Raw genomic sequence first — 20,456 nt, 5'->3', positions numbered from 1 at the left:
CCCTATGAAGCAAGCTGACTCCAAAGCCAATGTGGACCTGAACGAGATCGCCAAGTTTGAAGCCTTGGCCGCACGTTGGTGGGACACCGAAAGTGAGTTCAAGCCTCTCCACGACATCAACCCACTGCGGGTTAACTATATTGATGAGCGTGTCAGCCTGGCTGGCAAAAAAGTACTGGATGTGGGTTGCGGCGGCGGCATTCTCAGTGAGGCTATGGCCCGTCGCGGCGCGGATGTAACAGGCATTGATATGGGCGAAGCACCGCTCAGCGTGGCCCAGCTGCACAGCCTTGAAAGCGGTGTTCAGGTCAACTACCGCCGCATTACCGCTGAGCAATTAGCTGCCGAACAGCCCGGCCAGTATGATGTGGTCACCTGTCTGGAAATGCTGGAGCATGTTCCAGATCCAGGTTCAGTCATTCAAGCCTGTACCACCCTGGTCAAACCCGGCGGTCAAGTCTTTTTCTCCACCATTAACCGCAACCCTAAAGCCTGGCTATTCGCGATTGTTGGAGCCGAATACTTACTCAAGATGCTGCCCAAGGGCACCCATGACTTTAATAAGTTCATTCGCCCTGCGGAGCTGGCCAACTGGATTCGCCAAGCCGGTTTGCAGCAACGCCATATGACCGGAATGACCTACAACCCGCTCAGCAAAACTTATCGTTTAAATGAGCAGGATGTCGATGTGAACTACCTGGTGTACTGCGAGAAACCCAACCTATGAAGCTCCCTGCAGCGGTTTTGTTTGACCTTGATGGCACCTTGCTCGACACCGCTGCAGACTTTGTTGCCGTGGTGAACAGCATGCGCGAGCAACGCGGCCTGAGTCGGCGTCCGGATGAACTGATTCGCGCCCAGGTCTCCAATGGTTCTAGCGCACTGATCCGTGATGGCTTTGGCCTCGCGTCCGACCACCCCGACTTTGCTCCCCTACGCCAGGAATTATTGGATCAATACCTCGCTCATATCAGCGTCCACACTCGCCCCTTTCCTGGGATTGCCGAATGCCTTGCTCTCCTTGGTCAACACAACATTCCCTGGGGCATCGTCACCAACAAGCCACGTCTCTACAGCGAAGCACTACTGAACAAGCAACCTCTCATGCACAATTGTGCTGTTTTAGTTTGCCCAGATGATGTACGTCATAGCAAACCTCATCCCGAACCCTTATTAAAAGCCTGCCATACTTTGGGAGTGGCTCCCGTTGACACTATGTATATTGGAGACCATCAACGGGATATCGAGGCAGGACGCGCAGCTGGCATGTTTACCATTGCTGCCGCCTACGGTTATATCGAGGAAAGCCAGCCCAGCGAGTGGCAGGCTGACCTCCTAGTCGAGACTGCTATTAGTCTGACGGAGTGGTTGGCAACCCTCCTCAGCCAGAAGGAACCTAAATAATGGAAGCGCTGTATAGCTACCAAGCCCCAGCAGATGTACTCAAAGATCGGATTATTATCGTCACAGGTGCAGGCGATGGCATTGGCCGAGAAGCAGCCAAAACCTTTGCCGCTCACGGTGCGACAGTGGTGTTAATGGGCCGCACTACCAGCAAGCTAGAGGCCGTCTATGACGAAATTGAGCAAGCTGGCCACCCTCAACCGGCCATTATCCCCATTCATCTGGAGGGCGCCACCGCCCATGATTACGAGCTCATTGCCGAGAAACTGGCAGAAGAGTTTGGTCATATTGATGGCATTTTGCTGAACGCTGCCATCTTGGGCCAACGCACCCCCATCGCCCAATACGAAGTGGATACCTGGAACCAAGTAATACAGGTTAACGTCAATAGCCACTTTATGCTGGTGAAGGCGCTGCTGCCACTACTGGAGAAAGCCAAGGATGCCTCCGTGGTATTCACCTCTTCCTCCGTTGGCCGTAAAGGCCGTGCTTACTGGGGCGCTTATGCGGTTTCCAAGTTTGCCATTGAAGGCTTGATGCAAGTTCTCGCCGATGAGTATGAAAATATCAGCCAGGTACGTTTCAATAGCCTTAACCCTGGCGCTACCCGCACCCAAATGCGGGCCTACGCCTACCCAGGGGAAAATCCTAGCGTCAACCCCAGCCCCGAACAGATTATGCCGGCCTATCTCTACCTACTCGGCCCAGATAGTCGCGGGGTAACCGGTCAGGCTTTTGATGCTCAACCCCCGAAAGCCAAGGCTTAATCCAGCCTAGCTGGACGTGATATGCGCCCCTGGAGCCTTCCCCGCCCATTCAGGCAGCTGCACAGTCTCACCTTTATCACCACTCTTGCGGTGGTGTTACTGGCAGTCTGCCTGATAGGCTATCTCTGGTTTATGCAGCGCTATGAGAGCTTTGAGGCGCAAGCGGCCAATCTGCGTGAAAGCTTTATCGAAAAAACCCAACAAGATATTCGCTATCAGGTTGAACAGGTTGCCCAGCAGGTCGAGTATCAAATTCAGCAGATCAACCGCCGCACTGAAGAATTACTATTCCAGCGTAATAATCAGGCTTATCAGCTTGGCTTCCGCCTGAGTCGCTCCTCCCTCGCCAGCGAGGATGCCATCCAGCTAGCCCTGCATACTTTAAGCTCCCTGCAGTATGACGATGAGCTGGGTTACAACCTGATCATCAGCCCCACCGGGCAGCTTCTCAGCACAGCGGACAATAGCCTCCAAGCTGAAGCAAAACTGCTGTATACGCAGTTAAAAAACCTTGATGCCCTCCGCACTCCAGGGCGCTTTATACGCTATACCTGGCCACGCCCCAGTCGTGACAGCCCTCGCCCGAAAATAGCCTATGCCCGCTACCTCCCTAGCTTAAACTGGCTGGTCATCACCAGCGTTTACCTGGAAGACATGCACAGCCAGCTACAGCGCGAAATTCTTGAGCGTATTGCCCGCATCCGCTATGGCGACAATGACTATATTTTTGTCAACCGCACCGATGGATATGCTCTGGTGCGCTCTGGCAAATTATTAGATTTTCCGATTTACGCCGGCGACGTGCAGGATCCTGAAGGCCGCCCCGTTGTTAGGATGCAGCAGGAAATTGCCAATAACCGCCCTGAGGGTGGCTTTATTTATTACACCTGGCGCGATCAAACCTCTGATCAATACCGGCCCAAGATGAGCTTTATAAAAGGGGTACCCACCTGGGGCTGGATGATTGGCTCTGGCACCTTTACCGATACGGTCGAGGCGCAAGTAAAGACTCTTCGACAAGAGCTCGATGAACAGATTCGCCGCGATGCCATCACCATCGTGATCATCTTGCTCAGCATCTTCTCCGTCGTCATTCTAGCTTTTCTGGCGATTACTCGGCGGTTACGCCAAAGCATCGACACCTTCCTTAACTTCTTCCACAAAGCCAAACAAGAGAACGTCCTGATCGACAGTGACGCCCTGCACTTCGAAGAACTCAAAGACCTTTCCAAGGCCGCCAACGAAGTGCTGAAAATGCGCCAAGATACCGAAAGCCTGCTGCGGGAAAATGAACAACGCATGAGCGACATTATCTATGTTGCAGGCCAATATCTGTGGCAGGTTGATACTGACTTACGCTTTAGCTATCTCAGCCGTCGCGCTGTACGCATCTACAAACGCCCGTTGAGTCACCTGGAAGGCCTATCCTTTCTGGAAATGGCAATAGAAGAAGACCAACCCGTTTTACAGGAATGGTTCCAGCGCCTGCGTGAACGCCACAATACCTTTGAAACGATCACCATTCGCAGCCTGCGCGCCAACCAGATTATCTGGCAAGAGCTCAGTGGCCATGCCATTTACGATGACCAGGGCCACCTACTTGGTTTTCGCGGTTCCGCCATGGATATCAGCGAGCGCAAAGAGATGGAACTCGCGCTCATTCAGGCGAAAGATAAGGCCGACCGCGCCAACCTGATCAAGTCCGAATTTCTGGCCAATATGTCCCATGAAATTCGCACCCCCCTCAATGCCATTATGGGGATGAGTTATCTTGCCCAGCAGCAGGCTGAGAATCCGTTGCAAAAGGAATACATGGAGCATATTCGCAGTGCCAGCAACTCACTTTTAGCCCTGCTCAATAATGTATTGGATATGGCCAAGATGGAATCCGGCAGAATGAGCCTGGAGCAGATCCCCTTTCCACCCAACACCCTAACCAACCAGATTGAAGCTCTCTTTAAGCACCACACCCAAACTGGTCGCCTTGAACTCAGCATTCAAATGGCCAATGACCTGCCGACTTTATTGCTTGGCGACCCCACTCGCATCGGCCAAATACTGACTAACCTCGTCGGCAATGCGATTAAGTTTACCGCCAAGGGGAAAATCCAGGTCTCCCTTAGCTACCACCGCCAGCATTTACGCATTTTAGTCTCAGATACAGGTGCTGGGATTGATGCGGACAAACTGGGCGAAATTTTCTCGCCTTTCAGGCAAGCTGACTCCAGCATCACACGCCATTACGGTGGAACAGGCCTAGGCCTAAGCATCGCAGCGCAACTATGCAGCCTGATGAATGGCCACCTCTATGTCAGCAGCACTCCCGGAGTGGGCAGCATTTTTGCCGTTTACCTGCAACTTCCTATTGCAGATGCCGACCCTGCCCGCCTCCCTATTGTTGAAAAGGATAAGGCCGATTTAACCGCCCTGGTAGGTCTCTACCCACGCCTGCAAAACATGCATATCCTGCTGGTGGAAGATAACAAAGTGAATCAAATGGTGGCTAAAAGCCTACTCAAGAAGGCAGGCTGCATCGTCAATCTAGCCAACCATGGTGAAGAGGCACTGCAACTGGTAGAACAACATGGCCCCGAGTTTTTCCAAGCCATTCTGATGGATATTCAGATGCCAATCATGGATGGCCTGGAAGCCAGCCGGCAGTTACACCAACGCTGGATGGAAAAAACTCCCCCCGTGCTGGCCATGACCGCCCATGCCCGCGAAGAAGACCGTGCCCTGTCGTTAGCCAGCGGCATGTGTGCGCACCTAACCAAACCCTTGGATGCCGAAGCCCTGTTTCAAGCCCTGGATGAGCTGGCCAGATAGGAAATTTACGGAGCTAGCTGAGCATGCAGGCTGGTACCGCCCAAGTTAGCCATTTGCCGCTGAATCCAAGTTTGCCGCTTTAATACATAAGCGCTCGGCGCCTGAACCTTAAAGCGCTTAGGATTAGGCAGGACAGCAGCCAAGCGTGCTGCTTGCGCACGACTGAGCTGAGCAGGAGATTGCCGATAAAAGTACTGACTCGCGGCTCCGACTCCGTACACCCCATCGCCAAACTCCACCACATTAAGATAAACCTCAAGAATGCGTCCCTTGCTCCAAGTCAGCTCAATAGCCAGGGTCAAAGGCACCTCAAGCACTTTGCGCAACCAACTCTGACCACTCCATAGGAACAAGTTTTTAGCTAATTGCTGGCTTAGCGTACTGGCACCACGTAAGCGCTCTCCCGCACGCCAATCCTGCCAAGCCGCCTGCATTTGCTGCACATCAAATCCCCAGTGCTCGGCAAAACGTTGATCTTCTGCAGCGATGACCGCTACAGCCAGATGAGGAGACAACTCCTCCCAGTCATACCACTGGTGACGAATGCGAAATTGCCACTGCCCTTCACTCCACGCCTGCACATAGCGCTGCATCATAAAAGCGGTGAGCGGGGGATCAATCCAGCGCCCCAACACAATTAATGCAAATGGCGAAAGCAGTAGAGCCAATAGCCAAGCCTTCCAGGAGCGTCGCATACGCATCAGTAATTTCAAGCTAACACCTCAAAGGGGGTTGCTGAGCTCAACCAAATTGCCATCAGGATCCCGTAGATAAATGGATAGCAAACGCTGACAGGCACCGGTACGCTCAACAGGTCCCTGCTCAATCGGCACGCCTTGTTGTTTTAGCCAAGCCGCCACCTCCGCCACCGGTTGATCAATCAACAGACAAAAATCCTGACTCCCGGGTTGAGGGAGCTGTGCGTGGGGAGCGAACTCTGCACCCGTCACATGCACATTAAACTTCTGCGAACCAAAAAATAGCGCCCAACGCTCTCCTTGAAAGCGCTCCGCGCGCATCCCCAAATAGCGAACATAAAAATCGAGTGAGGCGCCAACATCACGAACCGTCAAGACCAGATGATCCAAGCTCTGCACTCGAAATGGCGGCGTTTGCACAGTTTCTGTCATACCCACCTCTTGGTTTGATTCATCACCAGCTCCACAGAACATTTAACCCCATCCTCTGGGGTGGTGAAGCCTCAGCATTATGCCGAAAAGGCCTAGCAGCAGCTACCGATGGAGAGCAGCATGAGTATCGCCAACACGCTAAAATCCTTTCTAACTGATAACCACATTCCGATCGACACCCTGACCCACCGCTATACCGAACACGCCCTGGAAACCGCTTACGCCACCAAACTCCCCCCGCAGGATGTCACCAAAGCCATTATTGCTGAAGATGAACGGGGCATGATTATGGTCGTTATTCCCAGCCATAATCGACTCAAATTTAGTTGGCTAAACGAGATGACCCAACGCCATTTTCATTTGGCGCGGGACTATGAGTTTGACCATTTATTTCCAGACTGTGTTAGAGGGGCCGTCCCCGCAATCGGACAAGCCTATGGCCTCTCGGTCATTTGGGATGACAGCTTAGAGTTTGAGAAAGACATTTACATTGAAGGCGGAGATCACCAGTCATTAATCCATCTGACTCATGATCAATTTATGCAGTTGATGGGTAATCTGCCGCATTTCAAAATCAGCGACTACTCACCTGTTTTTGTCAATTATCTCTAATCTTTTGCACCAGCGACGCTAGCCTAAACGTCGCTGGTGCCGCTCGAGGGTATGCAAACGGGCCTGTTCACTTTTGCGTAACAGCACATACACCGCCCCCAAGCCACCATGGGGGTGAATCGCACTGTGATAGGCCTGAACTTCCGTGCGCGCCGCTAACCACTTCGCCACATAGCTCTTCAGCCAAACCGCAGGAGACTCTGGGGTCGTGCCACGACCGAAGGCGATCAGCACAGAACGGATTTCATACTTAAGGCAATCGTCCAAAAAGCGCTTTACTTCACGGCGAGCGTCTGCAATCGACATGCGATATAGATCAAGACGGGCCTCATAGGGATATTTTCCCTGTCGCAATTGACGATACACCCCTTGTTGAATACCTGGCCGTTTAAAACTCAGCTCATCATACGGATCAAGCAGTTCAACAAACTCCTCATCCAACTCCTGCTGCAATGCTGCCTGTGCCGCCAAACGACGCTGCTCAACACCTGGCCCTTGCTCGACCGGCGCATGCTGCCACACCTTCTCCTTGGTTTTCAGCGGCTGAACATCCTGCATCAGGTCTGCAAAATTTGGCTCGATTTGCCCTTGTCTAGCCACCCACTACCCTCGCAGCTTTTGCTCAACACTCTGAATTTTATCTGCCATGCTCTGCTGGCGATCTGTTCGGGTACCGAGCTTCATGGTCGTCGAGATACGTGGCGCCCCCATCGCATGCACCACTTCATGGCAACGTTTCACCGCCGCCATCACCTCATCCCACTCTCCTTCAATATTGGTGCCATAAGCATGCATCTGATGTTGCAATCCTACCTCCGCCAAAACACGTTGGCAGGCTGCCACATGCTCAGATACCGACACCCCGACTCCTAACGGAATCACACAGAGATCAACCATCACTTGCATGACTATCTCCTTCAACGGCAGTGAGCTTAAAGCGAACTCACCGCCAATGATTTTTCACTATGCTCAAATACGGTTAGCGCGGGCGCTACCATCAGGCCCTGTCAACACCTGTACCCGATCACCGACTTGAAAACGATCATTAGGACCTATTTCCTGTACTACGGAAACATGCTGACCACTGTCCAGGCGAATGGTCAGGCTAACCCCCTGAGCGGTTGTGACTTGCTTTTCAATCGCAGAGCCAGCAATCGCACCACCCACAGCGCCCAATACGGTGGCAATTCCCTGGCCACGACCACCACCGATGGTGCTACCAGCAATCCCCCCAACCACAGCCCCTGGTACAGCCCCCAGGCCACTCTGATTACCCTCAATTTTGACTAAGCGGGTATCGGTTACCGTTCCGAACTGCACCGTTTGCATCCGACGCGCTTCACTACGGCTATAGGTATCCCCTGTCAGGGTTGAGGCACAGCCACTGAGCAATAGCGCACTGGCGGTGAATACAGAAAGCAGAACTTTATTCAACATGGCTCACCTCAGCATTCCTTGAAGTTCTCAATCTCCCCCGGCGGTCGCCGGGCCATCTAGACTGGGACCCACAGACTCCAGCCTGACTAGCCCCATTATACCTAAGTCGCGTAACTGTCCCTATGCTGCGATGTTACGGCTTGCTACCTGCGCAAGCTTGCCGTGAAGCATGAAAAAAGCCTTGCCAATCAGCACACTTTATACGACCCTAGGACTGGGCTTCATTTTCACCGGAGTCAGGTTCGCGTTCTTCGCGTGTCGACATCAAGTGATAGACGCCCCGCCGGATTGTCTCAGTCCGGCGTTAATCTTCCCTTTCATCACTTCCCTTCCAAACTTTGTAGCTCGCCATATAAACGCGCATAGAGCCCTTTTGCTTGCAGCAACTGCTCATGTCCACCCTGCTCAATAATGTGGCCATCTTCAAACACATAGACTCGATCAGCCTGTTTCACTGCACTTAAACGGTGGGCAATAATTAGAGTCGTTCGTCCAGCCAAAAAGCTATTAAGCGCCTGATGCAAGTCATATTCAGTTTGCGCATCCAGTGCGGAGGTGGCCTCATCCAGAATCACCACGCTAGGGTCCGCCAACACCATTCTGGCAATCGCCAGACGTTGGCGCTGACCACCGGACAGGCGAATGCCTTGACGCCCTACCAGGGTATCCAACCGCTGCTCCAACCCTTTTACATAATCCGCTAGTTGAGCCACGGTTAACGCCTGCCACAATGCCTCTTCGTTATACTCACGCCCCATGCAGAGGTTATCGCGAATCGTACCGTTAAACAGTGCAGGCTGTTGCAACACCGTCACGACCTTTTCCCGCACCCGATTAAGACCGATTTGCTGCAGTGCTACGCCTTGGTATTCAATTCGTCCCTCATCTGCCGGATAAAGCCCGAGCAACATCTGCACCAAGGTGGATTTCCCCCCACCACTGGCTCCGACTAACGCCACCTTTTCCCCCGCCTGCAACGCCAAGCTGACGCCTTTTAACACAGGCTCCCCTCCAGCATAGGAAAAATGCAGATTGTCCACCCGCACACTGACTGAACGCCGCCCCTGAAACGGATCCTGCTGTGGAGGGTAATCAGGCTCTACCTCCAACGCCATCAAACTATTAATGCGCTGTAATGCGGCCTTAGCACCAAAATAAGCGTATTGGATATTGAGCACCTCCTGCACCGGACCCATCATGAACCAGAGATAGCCAAACACAGCAAACATCTCGCCAATACTCAGCCCGGCAAAAAGCACCATGAACATCGCCAGTGCCCGAAACAAGTCAAACCCGATCAGGAACACCACAAAACTGAGCTTGCTGGCGGCATCGCTCTTCCAGGCGTAAGCACTGGAGTCATCCCGCACCTGGCGTGCCATCTGCAATAAGCGGCTAATATAGTGTTCATCCCGATTACTGGCGCGAATTTGCTGAATGGCTTCCAGCGTCTCTGTTAAGGCTCCCTGAAACAACTCGTAAGCTCGGTTTTCATTGCGCTTTAACTCTTTTACCCGCTTACCCAGCACCATGGTGAAGTACACCACAATGGGGTTCAGAAACAGGATAAAGAGCGCCAGCTGCCAATGCATAACCAGCAAAATCAAACTGGCACCCAGCACCGACAAACTGGCTATCAGTAGGCGACTCACTGTACTACCCAAAAACGTATCAACCGTGTCCATATCCACCACTAAGCGTGATGCTACCGCTCCACTGCCCAGGGTTTCATACTCCCGCATTGACAGACGCTGCAACTGACGCAGCACCCCCTCACGCATACGGTAGGTAATTTGTTTGGATATCTGGGTAAACTCACGCCCTTGCCACACTCCCAGCACGACGGCGAGCAAACGCAATATCACTGTCACAACAGAAATCAAAACCACATAACCCACTGGCTGCTGCCAACTCACAGGCGCCCAAGCATTAACCCAGGCCACTACCGCACCGGGTTGCTGTAGCAGCACTTCATCCACCAACAATGGTAATAACAACGGAATGGGGATGGCGCACAGCGTCGTGAACAGGGCTATCAGATGTGCCCGCCATAACTTGGGCTTATGCTGACGCAACGCATCCTTGATAAAGTGCTGGTCATAACGGGAAGGGGGATTCGACACAACAACACCTTTGCACAGTCAGAAAACATTAGGCTGCCTAGCTTAGGGCATTGTCTAAGATTGGGAGCCCTGTCTTTACCTTTATAGGGCCGAAAAGCACTATCCCCACCCGATCACAACCTAATAACAGAACGGATGGGGATAACGATGACGAGAGATCAGCTTAAGATTTATTCCGGCTGCTCTTTATGTAACTTCACCGGCTCTTTAGCCTTGCGCAGACGCAGGTTCAGCAACTCCACCACCACGCTGAAGGCCATCGCAAAGTAGATGTAGCCTTTAGGAATATGAACATCGAAGCCTTCAGCCAAGAGCGCCATACCCACCAGTATTAAAAAGCTTAGCGCCAACATTTTGACTGTGGGATGGGCATCGACAAAATCACCAATACTTTTCGCCGCCAACATCATTACCAGTACCGCGATAATGATGGCTAACACCATGACAGGGACATGATCAGCCAATCCCACCGCAGTGATCACCGAGTCCAGCGAGAAAACGATATCGATAATGGCGATCTGAATCAGCACACTCATGAAGGTGGCAGAGCGCACTGAGGTTTGATTGCTATCCCCTCCCCCTTCCAAAGCACCATGAATCTCATGGGTACTTTTCCAGATCAGGAACAATCCTCCCAAAATTAAAATTACATCGCGCCCGGAGATTTCCTGCGCCAGCACAGTAAACCATGGCGCCGTCAAACCCATCACCCAACTGAGTGACAGCAGTAACAGAATGCGAGTCCCCATTGCTAAGCCAAGCCCCAGCACTCGCGCTTGCTGACGGCGCTCTGGCGGCACCCGTGCCACCAGAATGGAGATAAAAATAATGTTATCAATGCCCAGAACGATCTCTAGCATCGTTAATGTCAGCAGAGAGATCCACGCCTGGGGATCCGCAATCCATTCGAACATAGCCCCACCTATTAGCCAATTATTGACCTTATAAAAACGCCGCCCCCCATCTTAGCGGAGGGCCGGCGTCACTCAAAGGCCAAATAAAGCTCGCTATTTAAGCGGCATGCTCAGCGGCTTGACTAGCCTGAAAATGCTTTCCCAGCAGTGCCTCATAGAAGTCTTCATCATTCAAGACACCAACACAGCGCCCCTGATCACTCAGACAAACGGGTAACCCCGTGCGATAGCGCAGCTCCATGGCATCGCGCATCGGAATATCGAGGGGCGCCAGAATCGCCATACCAGCTTCAACCTGACTCAGATCTTTGCCCGGTTGCCACAGCGTAAAGTGATGTACTTGCCCCTGTACTTGTAAGCCAGTAACCGCTCCATGACTATCCGCACTCAAGCCATGACGTCCATCCAAACGATAAACACCATGTTCAAATGCCAAACTCTGCAAAGGTTGCATCAGGCTTTTACCCGTTAGCACATGCAACGGATTGGTATGAGCAACAAAGTTTTCTACATAGGCATTGGCAGGGTTCAGCACAATCTGTTCAGGCGAACCGTACTGAATAATCCGCGCCGACTCCATGATGGCAATATTGCTCCCTATCTTCAGCGCTTCATCCAAATCGTGACTAACGAACAGAATCGTCTTGTGCAAACGTTGTTGCAGTTGAATGAGCTCATCCTGCAATTGGGTACGAATCAAGGGATCAAGTGCCGAGAAGGGTTCATCCATCAACAGAATGTCGGTATCCATGGCAAAAGCCCGGGCCAAACCAACACGCTGCTGCATCCCGCCAGACAATTCATCCGGTTTTAGATTACGCCACTCATACAGACCAACCAGCTCTAGCTTTTCCTGCACTTGCTTTTGCCAAATTTTGCGGCTCACTCCCTGCATTTCCAGGCCAAAAGCCACGTTTTCCGCCACCGTCAACCAGGGCATCAGGGCAAACTTCTGAAACACCATCGACACCCGCTTAGTACGCAGATGACGCAAGGTGGCTTCATCGCAATTCGCCACATCAACACGACGCTCGCCATCCTGTACCCAGAGATTGCCACGTGCCACCTTGTTTAGACCATTAACCGTGCGCAACAGGCTGGACTTACCTGAGCCCGACAACCCCATCAGCACGCAAATTTCCCCAGACTGCACGCTGATGTTGGCATTTTGCACACCCACTACATCACCGTTATGATCACGAATCTGGTCACGACTCATACCTTTATCCATCAGGCTCAGGGTTTCTGCCTGATGACGTCCAAAAACCACATCCAGATTTTTTACTTCTACACTGGCAACCATGCTTAGGCCTCCTCAGTACTACCAGGGCGACGGCACAGACGATCCAGCATGATCGCCACTAAAACGATGGCCAAACCTGCTTCAAAACCTTGCGCAATGTTGACCGTATTCAGCGCACGAATGACCGGCTTACCCAAACCATCAGCACCAACCAATGCAGCGATCACCACCATGGATAGTGACAGCATGATGCACTGAGTGATGCCCGCCGTGATGCTTGGCATTGCCGCTGGCAACTCTACTTTGAACAGTAGCTTCCGCGGTGTTGCACCAAAGGCACGTCCCGCCTCCAACAGCTCCTGTGGCACCTTACTGATACCCAGATAAGTCAACCGGATCGGGGCTGGAATGGCAAAGACCACGGTAGAGATCAATCCCGGCACCACACCTAAACCAAACAGAATCAGGGTTGGGATCAAATACACAAAAGTCGGAATCGTTTGCATCAGGTCTAACACCGGACGCATAAATTGATACAACCAGGGACGGTGTGCAGCGGCAATCCCTAGCGGAATACCAATCAGTACACACCAGAAAGTGGCGGTTAATACCAATACCAGGGTATCGAGCATCTCACGCCAATAACCGAGATTGAGTATCAGCAGCAGGGCACTCACTACGAAGCCAACCAACAGCCAACGCCGTTGCAACCACCAAGCCAACACCCCGATGGCGGCAATGAGGGCCAAAGGGGGGATCATCCCTAACACCCCTACCACTGCCAGAATAGAACTCTCCAGCAGCCAAGCAATGGCATCAAAAAAACCTGCACCATTACTGATCAGCCAGTTAACTACGGCCTCCATCCAGCGGCCCAGGGGAAGTTTATGGTCTGTTAGCCAGTCCATAGGGAGCACCTCTACTGCTAAGCTCAATTACTGAAGACCCAAGTAGGTTTTCACCGCATCCAGGCCAGGCTGACCATCACGGGTTTGCACCCCATCCAGCCACTTATCCAGTACTTGTGGGTTTTGCTGCAGCCACATCTGTGCCGCCATGTCAGGACGCTCGTTACGATCCAGAATGGCTCCCATCACCTCGTTTTCCATCTTCAGGCTGAATTCCAGGTTGGTCAGCAGTTTGCCAACATTCGCACACTCAGTGGTGTAACCCTTGCGTACGTTGGTATATACCGTGGCACCGCCATAGTTGGGACCAAAGAAGTCATCCCCCCCATCCAAATAAGCCAGTTCAAAGTTGGCGTTCATAGGATGCGGCTCCCATCCCAAGAAGACCACCCACTGCTCACGCTGAATCGCCCGGGCGACTTGAGACATCATGCCTGCCTCACTGGACTCCACCAGGCTAAAACCTTTCATGCCAAAAGCATCCTGATCAATCATGTCCTGAATCAGGCGGTTACCATCATTACCAGGCTCAATACCGTAGATTTTACCGTTTAGCTGATCCGCATATTTGGCAATATCTGCAAAGCTTTTTAGACCACCATCGTAAGCATATTTGGGCACCGCCAGGGTGTATTTCGCCCCTTCCAGGTTAGCGCGCAAGACTTCAACGCTCCCCTCCTCACGATATTTGGCGATATCCGCCTCCATCGTGGGCATCCAGTTACCCAAGAAAACATCAATATCTTTATTCGCCAGGGAGGTGTAGGTCACAGGAACCGACAACAACTGTACGCTGGTTTGATAACCCAGCCCGGCCAGTACTTCAGAGGTTAACGCAGTGGTGGCGGTAATATCCGTCCAACCCACATCCGCGAAACGGACTTTGTCACAGGAATCAGCCAAAGCAACAGAGCTCGCCATGGAGCAAGTTAAGGCTAACGCGAGGGTTTTCATTGTCTTTTGCATAGAAGTACTTTCCTTTTGTTGTCGTTCCACCCCTGGAGCCTCTGAAAAGGCGACCTGCCTTTGCAGAGTCCCCCTCCGCATTGCGGGGGTATCGAAAGGGCCAAAGCCCAGCCTACTTTCTCCTCATCACAAGACGTCGGAGGGCAACTCCGACGCAATGCACATACTCAATACACAGCCTTAGCTGCGACTGGCTAATAACGCCAGTTGTCCTTGTAGATAATCCTCAATCAGGGCAATCGCCCCTTCACCATCCAAGTGTCCGCTTAACGCTCCCCGCAACCAGATGCCATCAATCAAGGCAGCAATACCCGTCGCCACCAATAGCGCCTGATCCCGAGGCAATAACTTACGTAACTCAAACACCAAATGGCTTAACAGACGTTTTTCATTCACGCGCTGTAAGCGACGCAGTCCTTCGTTGTGCATGGCCTCCGACCAAAATGCCAACCAAGTCTTTGCCACTCCAGGCTCTAACTGACGCGGGTCAAAGTTACCCGCCACTATGGCCTTAACCCGCTCTAACGGCTGGTTGGCCGGTACCCGCTCGCGGCGGCGTCTTACGCCATCACCGAGCTGCATCAAGATGGTGCGCATAGCGGCATCTAACAGGCCATCCTTGCCACCAAAGTAATGGTTGATGATTCCTGCTGACACACCCGCCTTGCGACTGATCATGGCCACCGTTGCTTTAGCTAGCCCCCCCTCACCAATGGTTTCCAGGGTGGCATCTATAAGCTGGGGCTTGCGAATCTCTGGCATTCCTAGTTTAGGCACGTAAACACCTTTTTATTGAATGACCATTTAATAAAAACCTATCCCCATCTAGAAAAGATGTCAACAGGAATATTTATCAAACGAATTTTTTAGTTGACTAGAAAAGCAGTAGGCCGCGTCATGCGGCCTACATAAATCAACGAAATCAAGGGGATAAAATCAAGACAAAATGATTAGTGCACGATAATTTATCGTACAGTCCACCCCCCATCAACGGTGATAGTCTGCCCGGTAATGTTTCGTGCACAATCACTTATTAAGAAAGCCGCTATGCCAGCAAGCTCATCCAAACTAATAAACACCCCCTTGGGCATCGGCTTGAGCATAATTTCACTCACCACCTGCTCAGGGGTAATGCCGTTCTCTTTGGCTTGAGCCGCAATTTGCTGCTCTACCAATGGCGTCTTCACGTAAGAAGGACAAAGGGTATTAATGGTGATATCAGTATCAGCGGTCTCTAGTGCCACCACTTTGCTAAAACCGAGCAAGCCATGCTTAGCAGCGACATACGCGCTCTTGTAGGGCGATGCGACTAAAGAGTGAATGGAACCCACATTAATAATGCGACCAAAGCCTCTTTCACGCATGCCTGGCAGTAATGCCTGAGTCAGCATGGCCACGCCCGTCAGCATTATCTGAATCAATAGCGCCCACTTTTCTGGCGGAAAGTCTTCCAGGCGTGAAACATGCTGCAGCCCAGCATTATTGATCAGTACTCCAACCGGCTCCTGCAGCTCCGCCACTAACGCCTGAATACTGTCTGTGCTGGATACATCCAACGCCGCAGCCCTTGCCTGACCACCCTGTTCCTGAATAGCAGAGGCCACTTGATTCGCTGCCTCCAAGCGCAAATCTGTTACTAGGATCGGATAACCCTGTTGCGCCAAGCGCACCGCAATCCCTTCTCCGATACCACTGCCGGCACCGGTAATTAACACCCAGGGCTTCGCTTGTGTGGAAGCATTCATGCTACTTCTCCTCATTATTGTGCTGTGCAGCAAAGATAGGCGATCCCACCGCTAAAACCAAGCGATTAGGTAAAATGCAAAAGGCGACCAAAGCCGCCTTTTACTGAATCAGTCCCACTACAACCACACAGACTTAATCCAAACTGGTTGCACCGATTTTATGGATTGCCAAGTCAGCACCATTGAACTCATCTTCATCACTGAGACGTAGCCCTACCAGCTTATTCATCGCTGCATAGATCAGATAACCACCGACAAAACCCACGACTACGCCTGCCAGAGTCCCTACCACTTGAGAGATCAAACTCACTCCCCCCAAGCCACCTAATGCTTCCTGCCCAAAGATGCCCGCTGCAATACCGCCCCACACGCCACACAAACCATGCAAAGGCCACACCCCTAACACGTCATCAATCTTCCAGCGGTTTTGCACCAGAGTGAACACCCATACGAATAGCCAGCCTGCTACCCCACCCACCACTAACGCACCAAGAGGGTGCATTAAGTCCGAGCCAGCACACACCGCCACCAAACCAGCCAAGGGACCGTTATGGATAAAACCGGGGTCATTTTTACCCGCCAACAAGGAGGTAATAATGCCGCCCACCATTGCCATTAGAGTATTAACCGCCACTAAACCACTCACCCCATCCAGCGTCTGGGCCGACATCACATTAAAGCCAAACCAACCGATGGTCAGAATCCAGGAACCCAACGCCAAAAAGGGAATATTGGAAGGCGCAAAAGCAACTAAACGACCACTGCGGTAACGACCATTACGACTGCCCAGCACCAACACCGCCGCCAGAGCTAACCAGCCCCCCACCGCATGCACCACTACTGAGCCCGCAAAATCGTGGAAGGTCGCACCAAAGCTGCTCTCTAACCAAGCCTGAAAACCCCAGTTACCGTTCCAAATCATGCCTTCAAAAGTGGGATAAACCAGCGCCACACAGAGCATGGCCGAAATCAGCATCGGCCAAAAACGCGCACGCTCTGCCACCCCACCGGAAATAATGGCTGGAATCGCAGCGGCGAAAGTCAGCAGAAAAAAGAATTTCACCAGGGCATAACCATTATTGGCTGCTAACTCCGAGGCACTGCTAAAGAAGGTGATGTCATAAGCAATCCAGTAGCCCACCAAAAAGTAAGCCACGGTGGAGAAGCCAAAGTCCGTCATAATCTTCACCAGGGCATTCACCTGGTTTTTATGTCGAACAGTCCCCACTTCCAGAAAGGCAAAGCCTGCGTGCATGGCCAGCACCATGATGGCGCCCATGAGAATAAACAGGGTATTGGAGCTGGAAATCAAGGTTTCCACAGCGCTGTTGAGATTATCCACCTAGTCAGATCTCCCAGGAGCGCAGACGCATAAGCACCAATATGGTGCAAATATTCCCTTACCTCAGACTATGCGCACTGCTTTGGTTCGTTATTGTGCTGCCTTGCCAGTAGAAACTCCGATTTATCTGGCAATCGAGCTTAATCGCCCTAAATCAAAGCATGTACTGTGCCAAAAGCAGATTTTCGCCCCAAGAATGCGCACGCTGGGAATGCTCACCCCAAAACGACACCACCCCAGGAGTTGCCCCCTGGGGTGGTGTTATGCAACCAGCAAGTACGATTGATTAGCTATCAATCACCTTGGACTGGAGATAATTCTGCATGCCCAACTGATCGATTAACTGCAGTTCAGTCTCCAGCCAATCAATGTGTTCTTCTTCACTCTCTAAGATATCTTCCAGCAACTCACGGCTGACATAATCACGAATCGACTCTGCATAGGCGATACCTTCACGTAGATCCTGCTGCGCAATCATCTCCAGCTTAAGATCACACTCCAGCATCTCCTTTACATTCTCACCAATCAGCAACTTGCCCAGATCCTGGAGATTGGGGATACCTTCCAAAAACAATACACGCTCAATCAACTTATCCGCGTGTTTCATCTCATCAATCGACTCGTGATATTCGTGATCAGCCAGACTCTTCAAGCCCCAGTTTTTATACATGCGCGCATGCAAGAAGTACTGATTAATCGCCACCAACTCATTTGCCAGCACCTTATTCAGGTGCTGAATCATCTGCGCATCGCCTTTCATCACGTTCTCCTTAAGCTGGCTGTACCACCCCCGGCGGTGATTCAGCGAAATGATTCGCATCTAGGGTTGACTGCCCGGACAAGCAGTGCTTAAATGCAAATCGTTATCAGTTTTGTTATTAAGGGCTTTCCAATGCTGGTATGTGTTTGTAAACGCGTGTCCGATCGAGACGTTAAATCTCTGCACGAACAGGGCGTCACCAGTATTGAAGCGCTTAGCACCCACACGGGACTTGGCAGTTGCTGCGGTCGTTGCAAACCCTGCGCTGAAGACCTGCTGAATGAACTAAACAACCCAACTTTAGCTCCCACTCAAGCCTGGGGAACCTCCTCCACTAACAACAATAGTGTTGGGGTATGGCAACCTAGCAGCAACTTAATCAGTTGCTGAGACTGCTATATACCAATCTACTCCTCTAACGGGCAGTAGACGTAGTTTGCCAATAGTTTATATCAAGCTAACTAATATTCCTGCCCTGCAGCGTGCTTTTGCTAAGCATAAACGCCTACATTAGCTCACCCTACCATCTTTACACTTTTGCCAGCATTAACCTTGTCGGGCAAACCTATCTTATTACGCTCAACCACTGAGCTTGGCAGCCCTCTCCTACCTCTTAAAAAACATAACTACAGCTTATGTAGCGAGTTAAGATTTGATCGTTCGTTTATCACCTTAAATTCGTCGAACCTATCACTGTTCAACCAAGGAGCAGCTGATATGAAGACTCTCATTAACACCCTCTACCATAAGCTTAACTTAGTCTTAAAAGGCCCTCTTGCTCCCCCATTACCGCAACATGATTGGTTACGTCGTGACCTTGGCTGGCCACAGGAAGACTATCCTAGCCAACACCCTACCAACCATTGGCCTTTTCATTCATCGCACGGTCGTTCAAAAAATACGAACAAAACATTGTGATCTATGCGCTTTTTATTGAATCAGGTGGCGCCATAATAGGTTTATCTTCACTGATTAAGAAGGAACCTAAAGATGCAAAACACACTTAACCTTGGCGCTCGCCTGCTGCTCTCCCAACTGTTTATCATGGCAGGTCTCAGCAAACTGGGAGGCGGTTATCAAGCCACTCAGGGCTATATGGAGGCTATGGGCGTTCCTGGCATGCTACTGCCGTTGGTCATCGCACTTGAGCTAGGTGGAGGACTTCTCTTGCTACTCGGCTGGCAAACCCGTCTGATCGCCCTGGCCCTGGCTGGTTTTTCCTTGTTATCAGGCGCACTCTTTCACTTTGATCCAAGTGATAGCATGCAAATGATCATGTTCAGTAAAAACCTTGCTATTGCCGGTGGTCTACTGCTGTTAAGTGCCTATGGCGGTGGGCGTTTAAGTTTAGATCTACACCTGCAAAACTTGGACAAGTAATAAGGAGCATAGGATGACTCAGCTCAACTCGACTCTCGCCAAGCACAGTCGTTTATTGGAAGGCAAGGTAGCAGGCATCCCCACTTCGGATGGCGCAGGCGTCAAGCTACTTCGCGTTCTGACACCTAACTTGCAACGCCGCCTCGACCCTTTCTTGATGCTGGATGAGTTTCGTTCTGATCAAGCGGATGACTACATTGCTGGCTTTCCCGACCACCCTCATCGCGGTTTTGAAACCGTTACCTATATGCTGACGGGCAGAATGCGACACCGGGATAACCAAGGCAACGAAGGGCTCCTGCAGGCAGGGGATGTGCAATGGATGACAGCAGGACGCGGCATTATCCATTCAGAGTTGCCTGAGCAGGAGGAAGGCCTCATGCATGGTTTTCAACTGTGGCTTAACCTTCCCAGTCAAAGCAAACTGTGCGCTCCAGCCTATCAGGATATTAGCGCCCAGCAGATTCCCCTGCTGACACCTCAAGAGGGCGTCAACATCAAGCTGATTGCCGGCACGTTTGAGGGTCATCAGGGCGCCGTGAAACGGCCCCAGACTGAACCTTTGTACCTGGATATAGAGCTATCTGCAGGTAGTCAGTACTTTGCTGCCATACCTGCCAGCCACAACGCCTTCCTTTACCTGTATCAGGGTTCGTTGGCTGTCGGTGAGCATGCTCAACTGCTACAGGCTCAGCATCTTGGCATTCTCAATAACGATGCCGACAGTCAAGGGGTATGGTTGCAGGCCAAGCAACCAAGCCGGGTATTGTTAATTGCCGGCCGCCCCCTCGCCGAGCCTATCGCTCAATGGGGACCTTTTGTGATGAATACTCGTGAAGAAATCGAACAAGCCGTGGAGGATTATCGTAACGGTCGCTTCTAACTCAGGATACCCATCC

Annotated in this window: 22 protein-coding genes; 8 read left to right on the top strand and 14 right to left on the bottom strand. The window is 51.7% G+C overall.

Annotated features, from left to right (window positions below):
- Nucleotides 1-4 precede the first annotated feature (4 nt).
- The 4 genes from ubiG to Q334_RS20035 are packed head-to-tail and all read left to right on the top strand — an operon-like array spanning nucleotide 5 to nucleotide 4,997.
- Entirely contained in the window at nucleotides 5-727 is a 723-nt protein-coding gene (ubiG, locus tag Q334_RS0110320; protein WP_027313139.1) for a bifunctional 2-polyprenyl-6-hydroxyphenol methylase/3-demethylubiquinol 3-O-methyltransferase UbiG, read from the top strand.
- A complete protein-coding gene (locus Q334_RS0110315; protein WP_027313138.1) occupies nucleotides 724-1,404 on the top strand; it encodes an HAD family hydrolase in 681 nt (226 codons plus the stop codon). Before ubiG ends, Q334_RS0110315 begins: the two co-directional genes overlap by 4 nt.
- Nucleotides 1,404-2,171 (top strand): YciK family oxidoreductase, encoded by a 768-nt coding sequence (locus tag Q334_RS0110310; RefSeq protein ID WP_245593678.1) that lies wholly within the window; start codon nucleotides 1,404-1,406, stop codon nucleotides 2,169-2,171. The genes Q334_RS0110315 and Q334_RS0110310 overlap by 1 nt, the downstream gene beginning before the upstream one ends.
- A 21-nt stretch (nucleotides 2,172-2,192) precedes the next feature.
- On the top strand, nucleotides 2,193-4,997 hold the full coding sequence (locus Q334_RS20035) for a cache domain-containing protein (protein WP_051527708.1): 2,805 nt from the start codon (nucleotides 2,193-2,195) through the stop codon (nucleotides 4,995-4,997).
- Between the two features lie 5 nt (nucleotides 4,998-5,002).
- Here the strand turns inward: Q334_RS20035 and mtgA are convergent, their stop codons facing one another.
- Together mtgA and Q334_RS0110295 are read right to left on the bottom strand one after the other, a co-directional pair.
- Nucleotides 5,003-5,710, bottom strand: a complete 708-nt coding sequence (mtgA, locus tag Q334_RS0110300; protein ID WP_027313136.1) for a monofunctional biosynthetic peptidoglycan transglycosylase — start codon at nucleotides 5,708-5,710, stop codon at nucleotides 5,003-5,005.
- Nucleotides 5,711-5,719: 9 nt separating this feature from the next.
- The gene (locus Q334_RS0110295; protein WP_035461457.1) at nucleotides 5,720-6,127 is read right to left on the bottom strand and encodes a VOC family protein; all 408 of its coding nucleotides are present in this window, start codon (nucleotides 6,125-6,127) and stop codon (nucleotides 5,720-5,722) included.
- 120 nt (nucleotides 6,128-6,247) lie between these two features.
- Between Q334_RS0110295 and Q334_RS18765 the strand changes: the two genes are divergently transcribed.
- The gene (locus tag Q334_RS18765) at nucleotides 6,248-6,739 is read left to right on the top strand and encodes an aminoacyl-tRNA deacylase (RefSeq protein ID WP_035461311.1); all 492 of its coding nucleotides are present in this window, start codon (nucleotides 6,248-6,250) and stop codon (nucleotides 6,737-6,739) included.
- An 18-nt stretch (nucleotides 6,740-6,757) separates the two neighbouring features.
- Here the strand turns inward: Q334_RS18765 and smrA are convergent, their stop codons facing one another.
- The 12 genes from smrA to bfr all read right to left on the bottom strand — a co-directional run bounded on the left by smrA (nucleotide 6,758) and on the right by bfr (nucleotide 18,177).
- On the bottom strand, nucleotides 6,758-7,339 hold the full coding sequence (gene smrA, locus Q334_RS0110285) for a DNA endonuclease SmrA (RefSeq protein WP_281173003.1): 582 nt from the start codon (nucleotides 7,337-7,339) through the stop codon (nucleotides 6,758-6,760).
- A gap of 3 nt (nucleotides 7,340-7,342) precedes the next feature.
- On the bottom strand, nucleotides 7,343-7,645 hold the full coding sequence (locus Q334_RS0110280) for an MTH1187 family thiamine-binding protein (RefSeq protein WP_027313133.1): 303 nt from the start codon (nucleotides 7,643-7,645) through the stop codon (nucleotides 7,343-7,345).
- Nucleotides 7,646-7,708: 63 nt separating this feature from the next.
- Complete coding sequence (locus tag Q334_RS0110275; RefSeq protein ID WP_027313132.1) at nucleotides 7,709-8,176, bottom strand: outer membrane lipoprotein; 468 nt, start codon at nucleotides 8,174-8,176, stop codon at nucleotides 7,709-7,711.
- Nucleotides 8,177-8,496: 320 nt separating this feature from the next.
- The gene (locus Q334_RS0110270; RefSeq protein WP_027313131.1) at nucleotides 8,497-10,299 is read right to left on the bottom strand and encodes an ABC transporter ATP-binding protein; all 1,803 of its coding nucleotides are present in this window, start codon (nucleotides 10,297-10,299) and stop codon (nucleotides 8,497-8,499) included.
- Nucleotides 10,300-10,469: 170 nt separating this feature from the next.
- Nucleotides 10,470-11,213 (bottom strand): TerC family protein, encoded by a 744-nt coding sequence (locus Q334_RS0110265; RefSeq protein ID WP_027313130.1) that lies wholly within the window; start codon nucleotides 11,211-11,213, stop codon nucleotides 10,470-10,472.
- A gap of 97 nt (nucleotides 11,214-11,310) precedes the next feature.
- Nucleotides 11,311-12,516 carry a choline ABC transporter ATP-binding protein gene (gene choV, locus Q334_RS0110260; protein WP_027313129.1) on the bottom strand — a complete coding sequence of 402 codons (1,206 nt, stop codon included), beginning with the start codon at nucleotides 12,514-12,516 and terminating at the stop codon, nucleotides 11,311-11,313.
- A gap of 2 nt (nucleotides 12,517-12,518) precedes the next feature.
- Nucleotides 12,519-13,364: a choline ABC transporter permease subunit gene (choW, locus tag Q334_RS0110255; protein ID WP_027313128.1), complete on the bottom strand. Its 846-nt coding sequence runs from the start codon at nucleotides 13,362-13,364 to the stop codon at nucleotides 12,519-12,521.
- Nucleotides 13,365-13,391: 27 nt separating this feature from the next.
- Nucleotides 13,392-14,330, bottom strand: a complete 939-nt coding sequence (locus Q334_RS0110250; protein ID WP_027313127.1) for a choline ABC transporter substrate-binding protein — start codon at nucleotides 14,328-14,330, stop codon at nucleotides 13,392-13,394.
- 180 nt (nucleotides 14,331-14,510) lie between these two features.
- A complete protein-coding gene (gene betI, locus Q334_RS0110245) occupies nucleotides 14,511-15,107 on the bottom strand; it encodes a transcriptional regulator BetI (RefSeq protein WP_027313126.1) in 597 nt (198 codons plus the stop codon).
- 188 nt (nucleotides 15,108-15,295) lie between these two features.
- Nucleotides 15,296-16,075 (bottom strand): 3-hydroxybutyrate dehydrogenase, encoded by a 780-nt coding sequence (locus Q334_RS0110240; protein ID WP_027313125.1) that lies wholly within the window; start codon nucleotides 16,073-16,075, stop codon nucleotides 15,296-15,298.
- A gap of 133 nt (nucleotides 16,076-16,208) precedes the next feature.
- The gene (locus Q334_RS0110235) at nucleotides 16,209-17,417 is read right to left on the bottom strand and encodes an ammonium transporter (RefSeq protein ID WP_027313124.1); all 1,209 of its coding nucleotides are present in this window, start codon (nucleotides 17,415-17,417) and stop codon (nucleotides 16,209-16,211) included.
- A gap of 286 nt (nucleotides 17,418-17,703) precedes the next feature.
- Complete coding sequence (gene bfr, locus Q334_RS0110230) at nucleotides 17,704-18,177, bottom strand: bacterioferritin (RefSeq protein WP_027313123.1); 474 nt, start codon at nucleotides 18,175-18,177, stop codon at nucleotides 17,704-17,706.
- Between the two features lie 93 nt (nucleotides 18,178-18,270).
- On the opposite strand from bfr, the gene Q334_RS20675 reads away from it, so the two are divergent.
- The 3 genes from Q334_RS20675 to Q334_RS0110220 all read left to right on the top strand — a co-directional run bounded on the left by Q334_RS20675 (nucleotide 18,271) and on the right by Q334_RS0110220 (nucleotide 20,440).
- Nucleotides 18,271-18,567 carry a (2Fe-2S)-binding protein gene (locus Q334_RS20675; protein WP_081414417.1) on the top strand — a complete coding sequence of 99 codons (297 nt, stop codon included), beginning with the start codon at nucleotides 18,271-18,273 and terminating at the stop codon, nucleotides 18,565-18,567.
- Between the two features lie 600 nt (nucleotides 18,568-19,167).
- Nucleotides 19,168-19,557 (top strand): DoxX family protein, encoded by a 390-nt coding sequence (locus Q334_RS0110225; protein ID WP_027313122.1) that lies wholly within the window; start codon nucleotides 19,168-19,170, stop codon nucleotides 19,555-19,557.
- 13 nt (nucleotides 19,558-19,570) lie between these two features.
- On the top strand, nucleotides 19,571-20,440 hold the full coding sequence (locus tag Q334_RS0110220; protein ID WP_027313121.1) for a pirin family protein: 870 nt from the start codon (nucleotides 19,571-19,573) through the stop codon (nucleotides 20,438-20,440).
- The last annotated feature ends 16 nt before the right edge of the window (nucleotides 20,441-20,456 follow it).

The organism is Balneatrix alpica DSM 16621 (genome assembly GCF_000619885.1).
GTDB lineage: Bacteria > Pseudomonadota > Gammaproteobacteria > Pseudomonadales > Balneatricaceae > Balneatrix > Balneatrix alpica.
The sequence above is the reverse complement of the archived record's forward strand: the minus strand, read 5'-3'. Positions and strand labels throughout refer to the sequence as shown.

Excerpts from the sequence above, each read along its gene's own strand:
- ubiG (WP_027313139.1), top strand. The coding sequence starts at position 5 with ATGAAGCAAGCTGACTCCAAAGCCAATGTGGACCTGAACGAGATCGCC.
- Q334_RS0110315 (WP_027313138.1), top strand. The coding sequence starts at position 724 with ATGAAGCTCCCTGCAGCGGTTTTGTTTGACCTTGATGGCACCTTGCTC.
- Q334_RS0110310 (WP_245593678.1), top strand. The coding sequence starts at position 1,404 with ATGGAAGCGCTGTATAGCTACCAAGCCCCAGCAGATGTACTCAAAGAT.
- Q334_RS20035 (WP_051527708.1), top strand. The coding sequence starts at position 2,193 with ATGCGCCCCTGGAGCCTTCCCCGCCCATTCAGGCAGCTGCACAGTCTC.
- Q334_RS0110295 (WP_035461457.1), bottom strand. The coding sequence starts at position 6,127 with ATGACAGAAACTGTGCAAACGCCGCCATTTCGAGTGCAGAGCTTGGAT.
- Q334_RS18765 (WP_035461311.1), top strand. The coding sequence starts at position 6,248 with ATGAGTATCGCCAACACGCTAAAATCCTTTCTAACTGATAACCACATT.
- Q334_RS0110280 (WP_027313133.1), bottom strand. The coding sequence starts at position 7,645 with ATGCAAGTGATGGTTGATCTCTGTGTGATTCCGTTAGGAGTCGGGGTG.
- Q334_RS0110275 (WP_027313132.1), bottom strand. The coding sequence starts at position 8,176 with ATGTTGAATAAAGTTCTGCTTTCTGTATTCACCGCCAGTGCGCTATTG.
- Q334_RS0110265 (WP_027313130.1), bottom strand. The coding sequence starts at position 11,213 with ATGTTCGAATGGATTGCGGATCCCCAGGCGTGGATCTCTCTGCTGACA.
- choV (WP_027313129.1), bottom strand. The coding sequence starts at position 12,516 with ATGGTTGCCAGTGTAGAAGTAAAAAATCTGGATGTGGTTTTTGGACGT.
- choW (WP_027313128.1), bottom strand. The coding sequence starts at position 13,364 with ATGGACTGGCTAACAGACCATAAACTTCCCCTGGGCCGCTGGATGGAG.
- Q334_RS0110250 (WP_027313127.1), bottom strand. The coding sequence starts at position 14,330 with ATGCAAAAGACAATGAAAACCCTCGCGTTAGCCTTAACTTGCTCCATG.
- Q334_RS0110240 (WP_027313125.1), bottom strand. The coding sequence starts at position 16,075 with ATGAATGCTTCCACACAAGCGAAGCCCTGGGTGTTAATTACCGGTGCC.
- bfr (WP_027313123.1), bottom strand. The coding sequence starts at position 18,177 with ATGAAAGGCGATGCGCAGATGATTCAGCACCTGAATAAGGTGCTGGCA.
- Q334_RS20675 (WP_081414417.1), top strand. The coding sequence starts at position 18,271 with ATGCAAATCGTTATCAGTTTTGTTATTAAGGGCTTTCCAATGCTGGTA.
- Q334_RS0110225 (WP_027313122.1), top strand. The coding sequence starts at position 19,168 with ATGCAAAACACACTTAACCTTGGCGCTCGCCTGCTGCTCTCCCAACTG.
- Q334_RS0110220 (WP_027313121.1), top strand. The coding sequence starts at position 19,571 with ATGACTCAGCTCAACTCGACTCTCGCCAAGCACAGTCGTTTATTGGAA.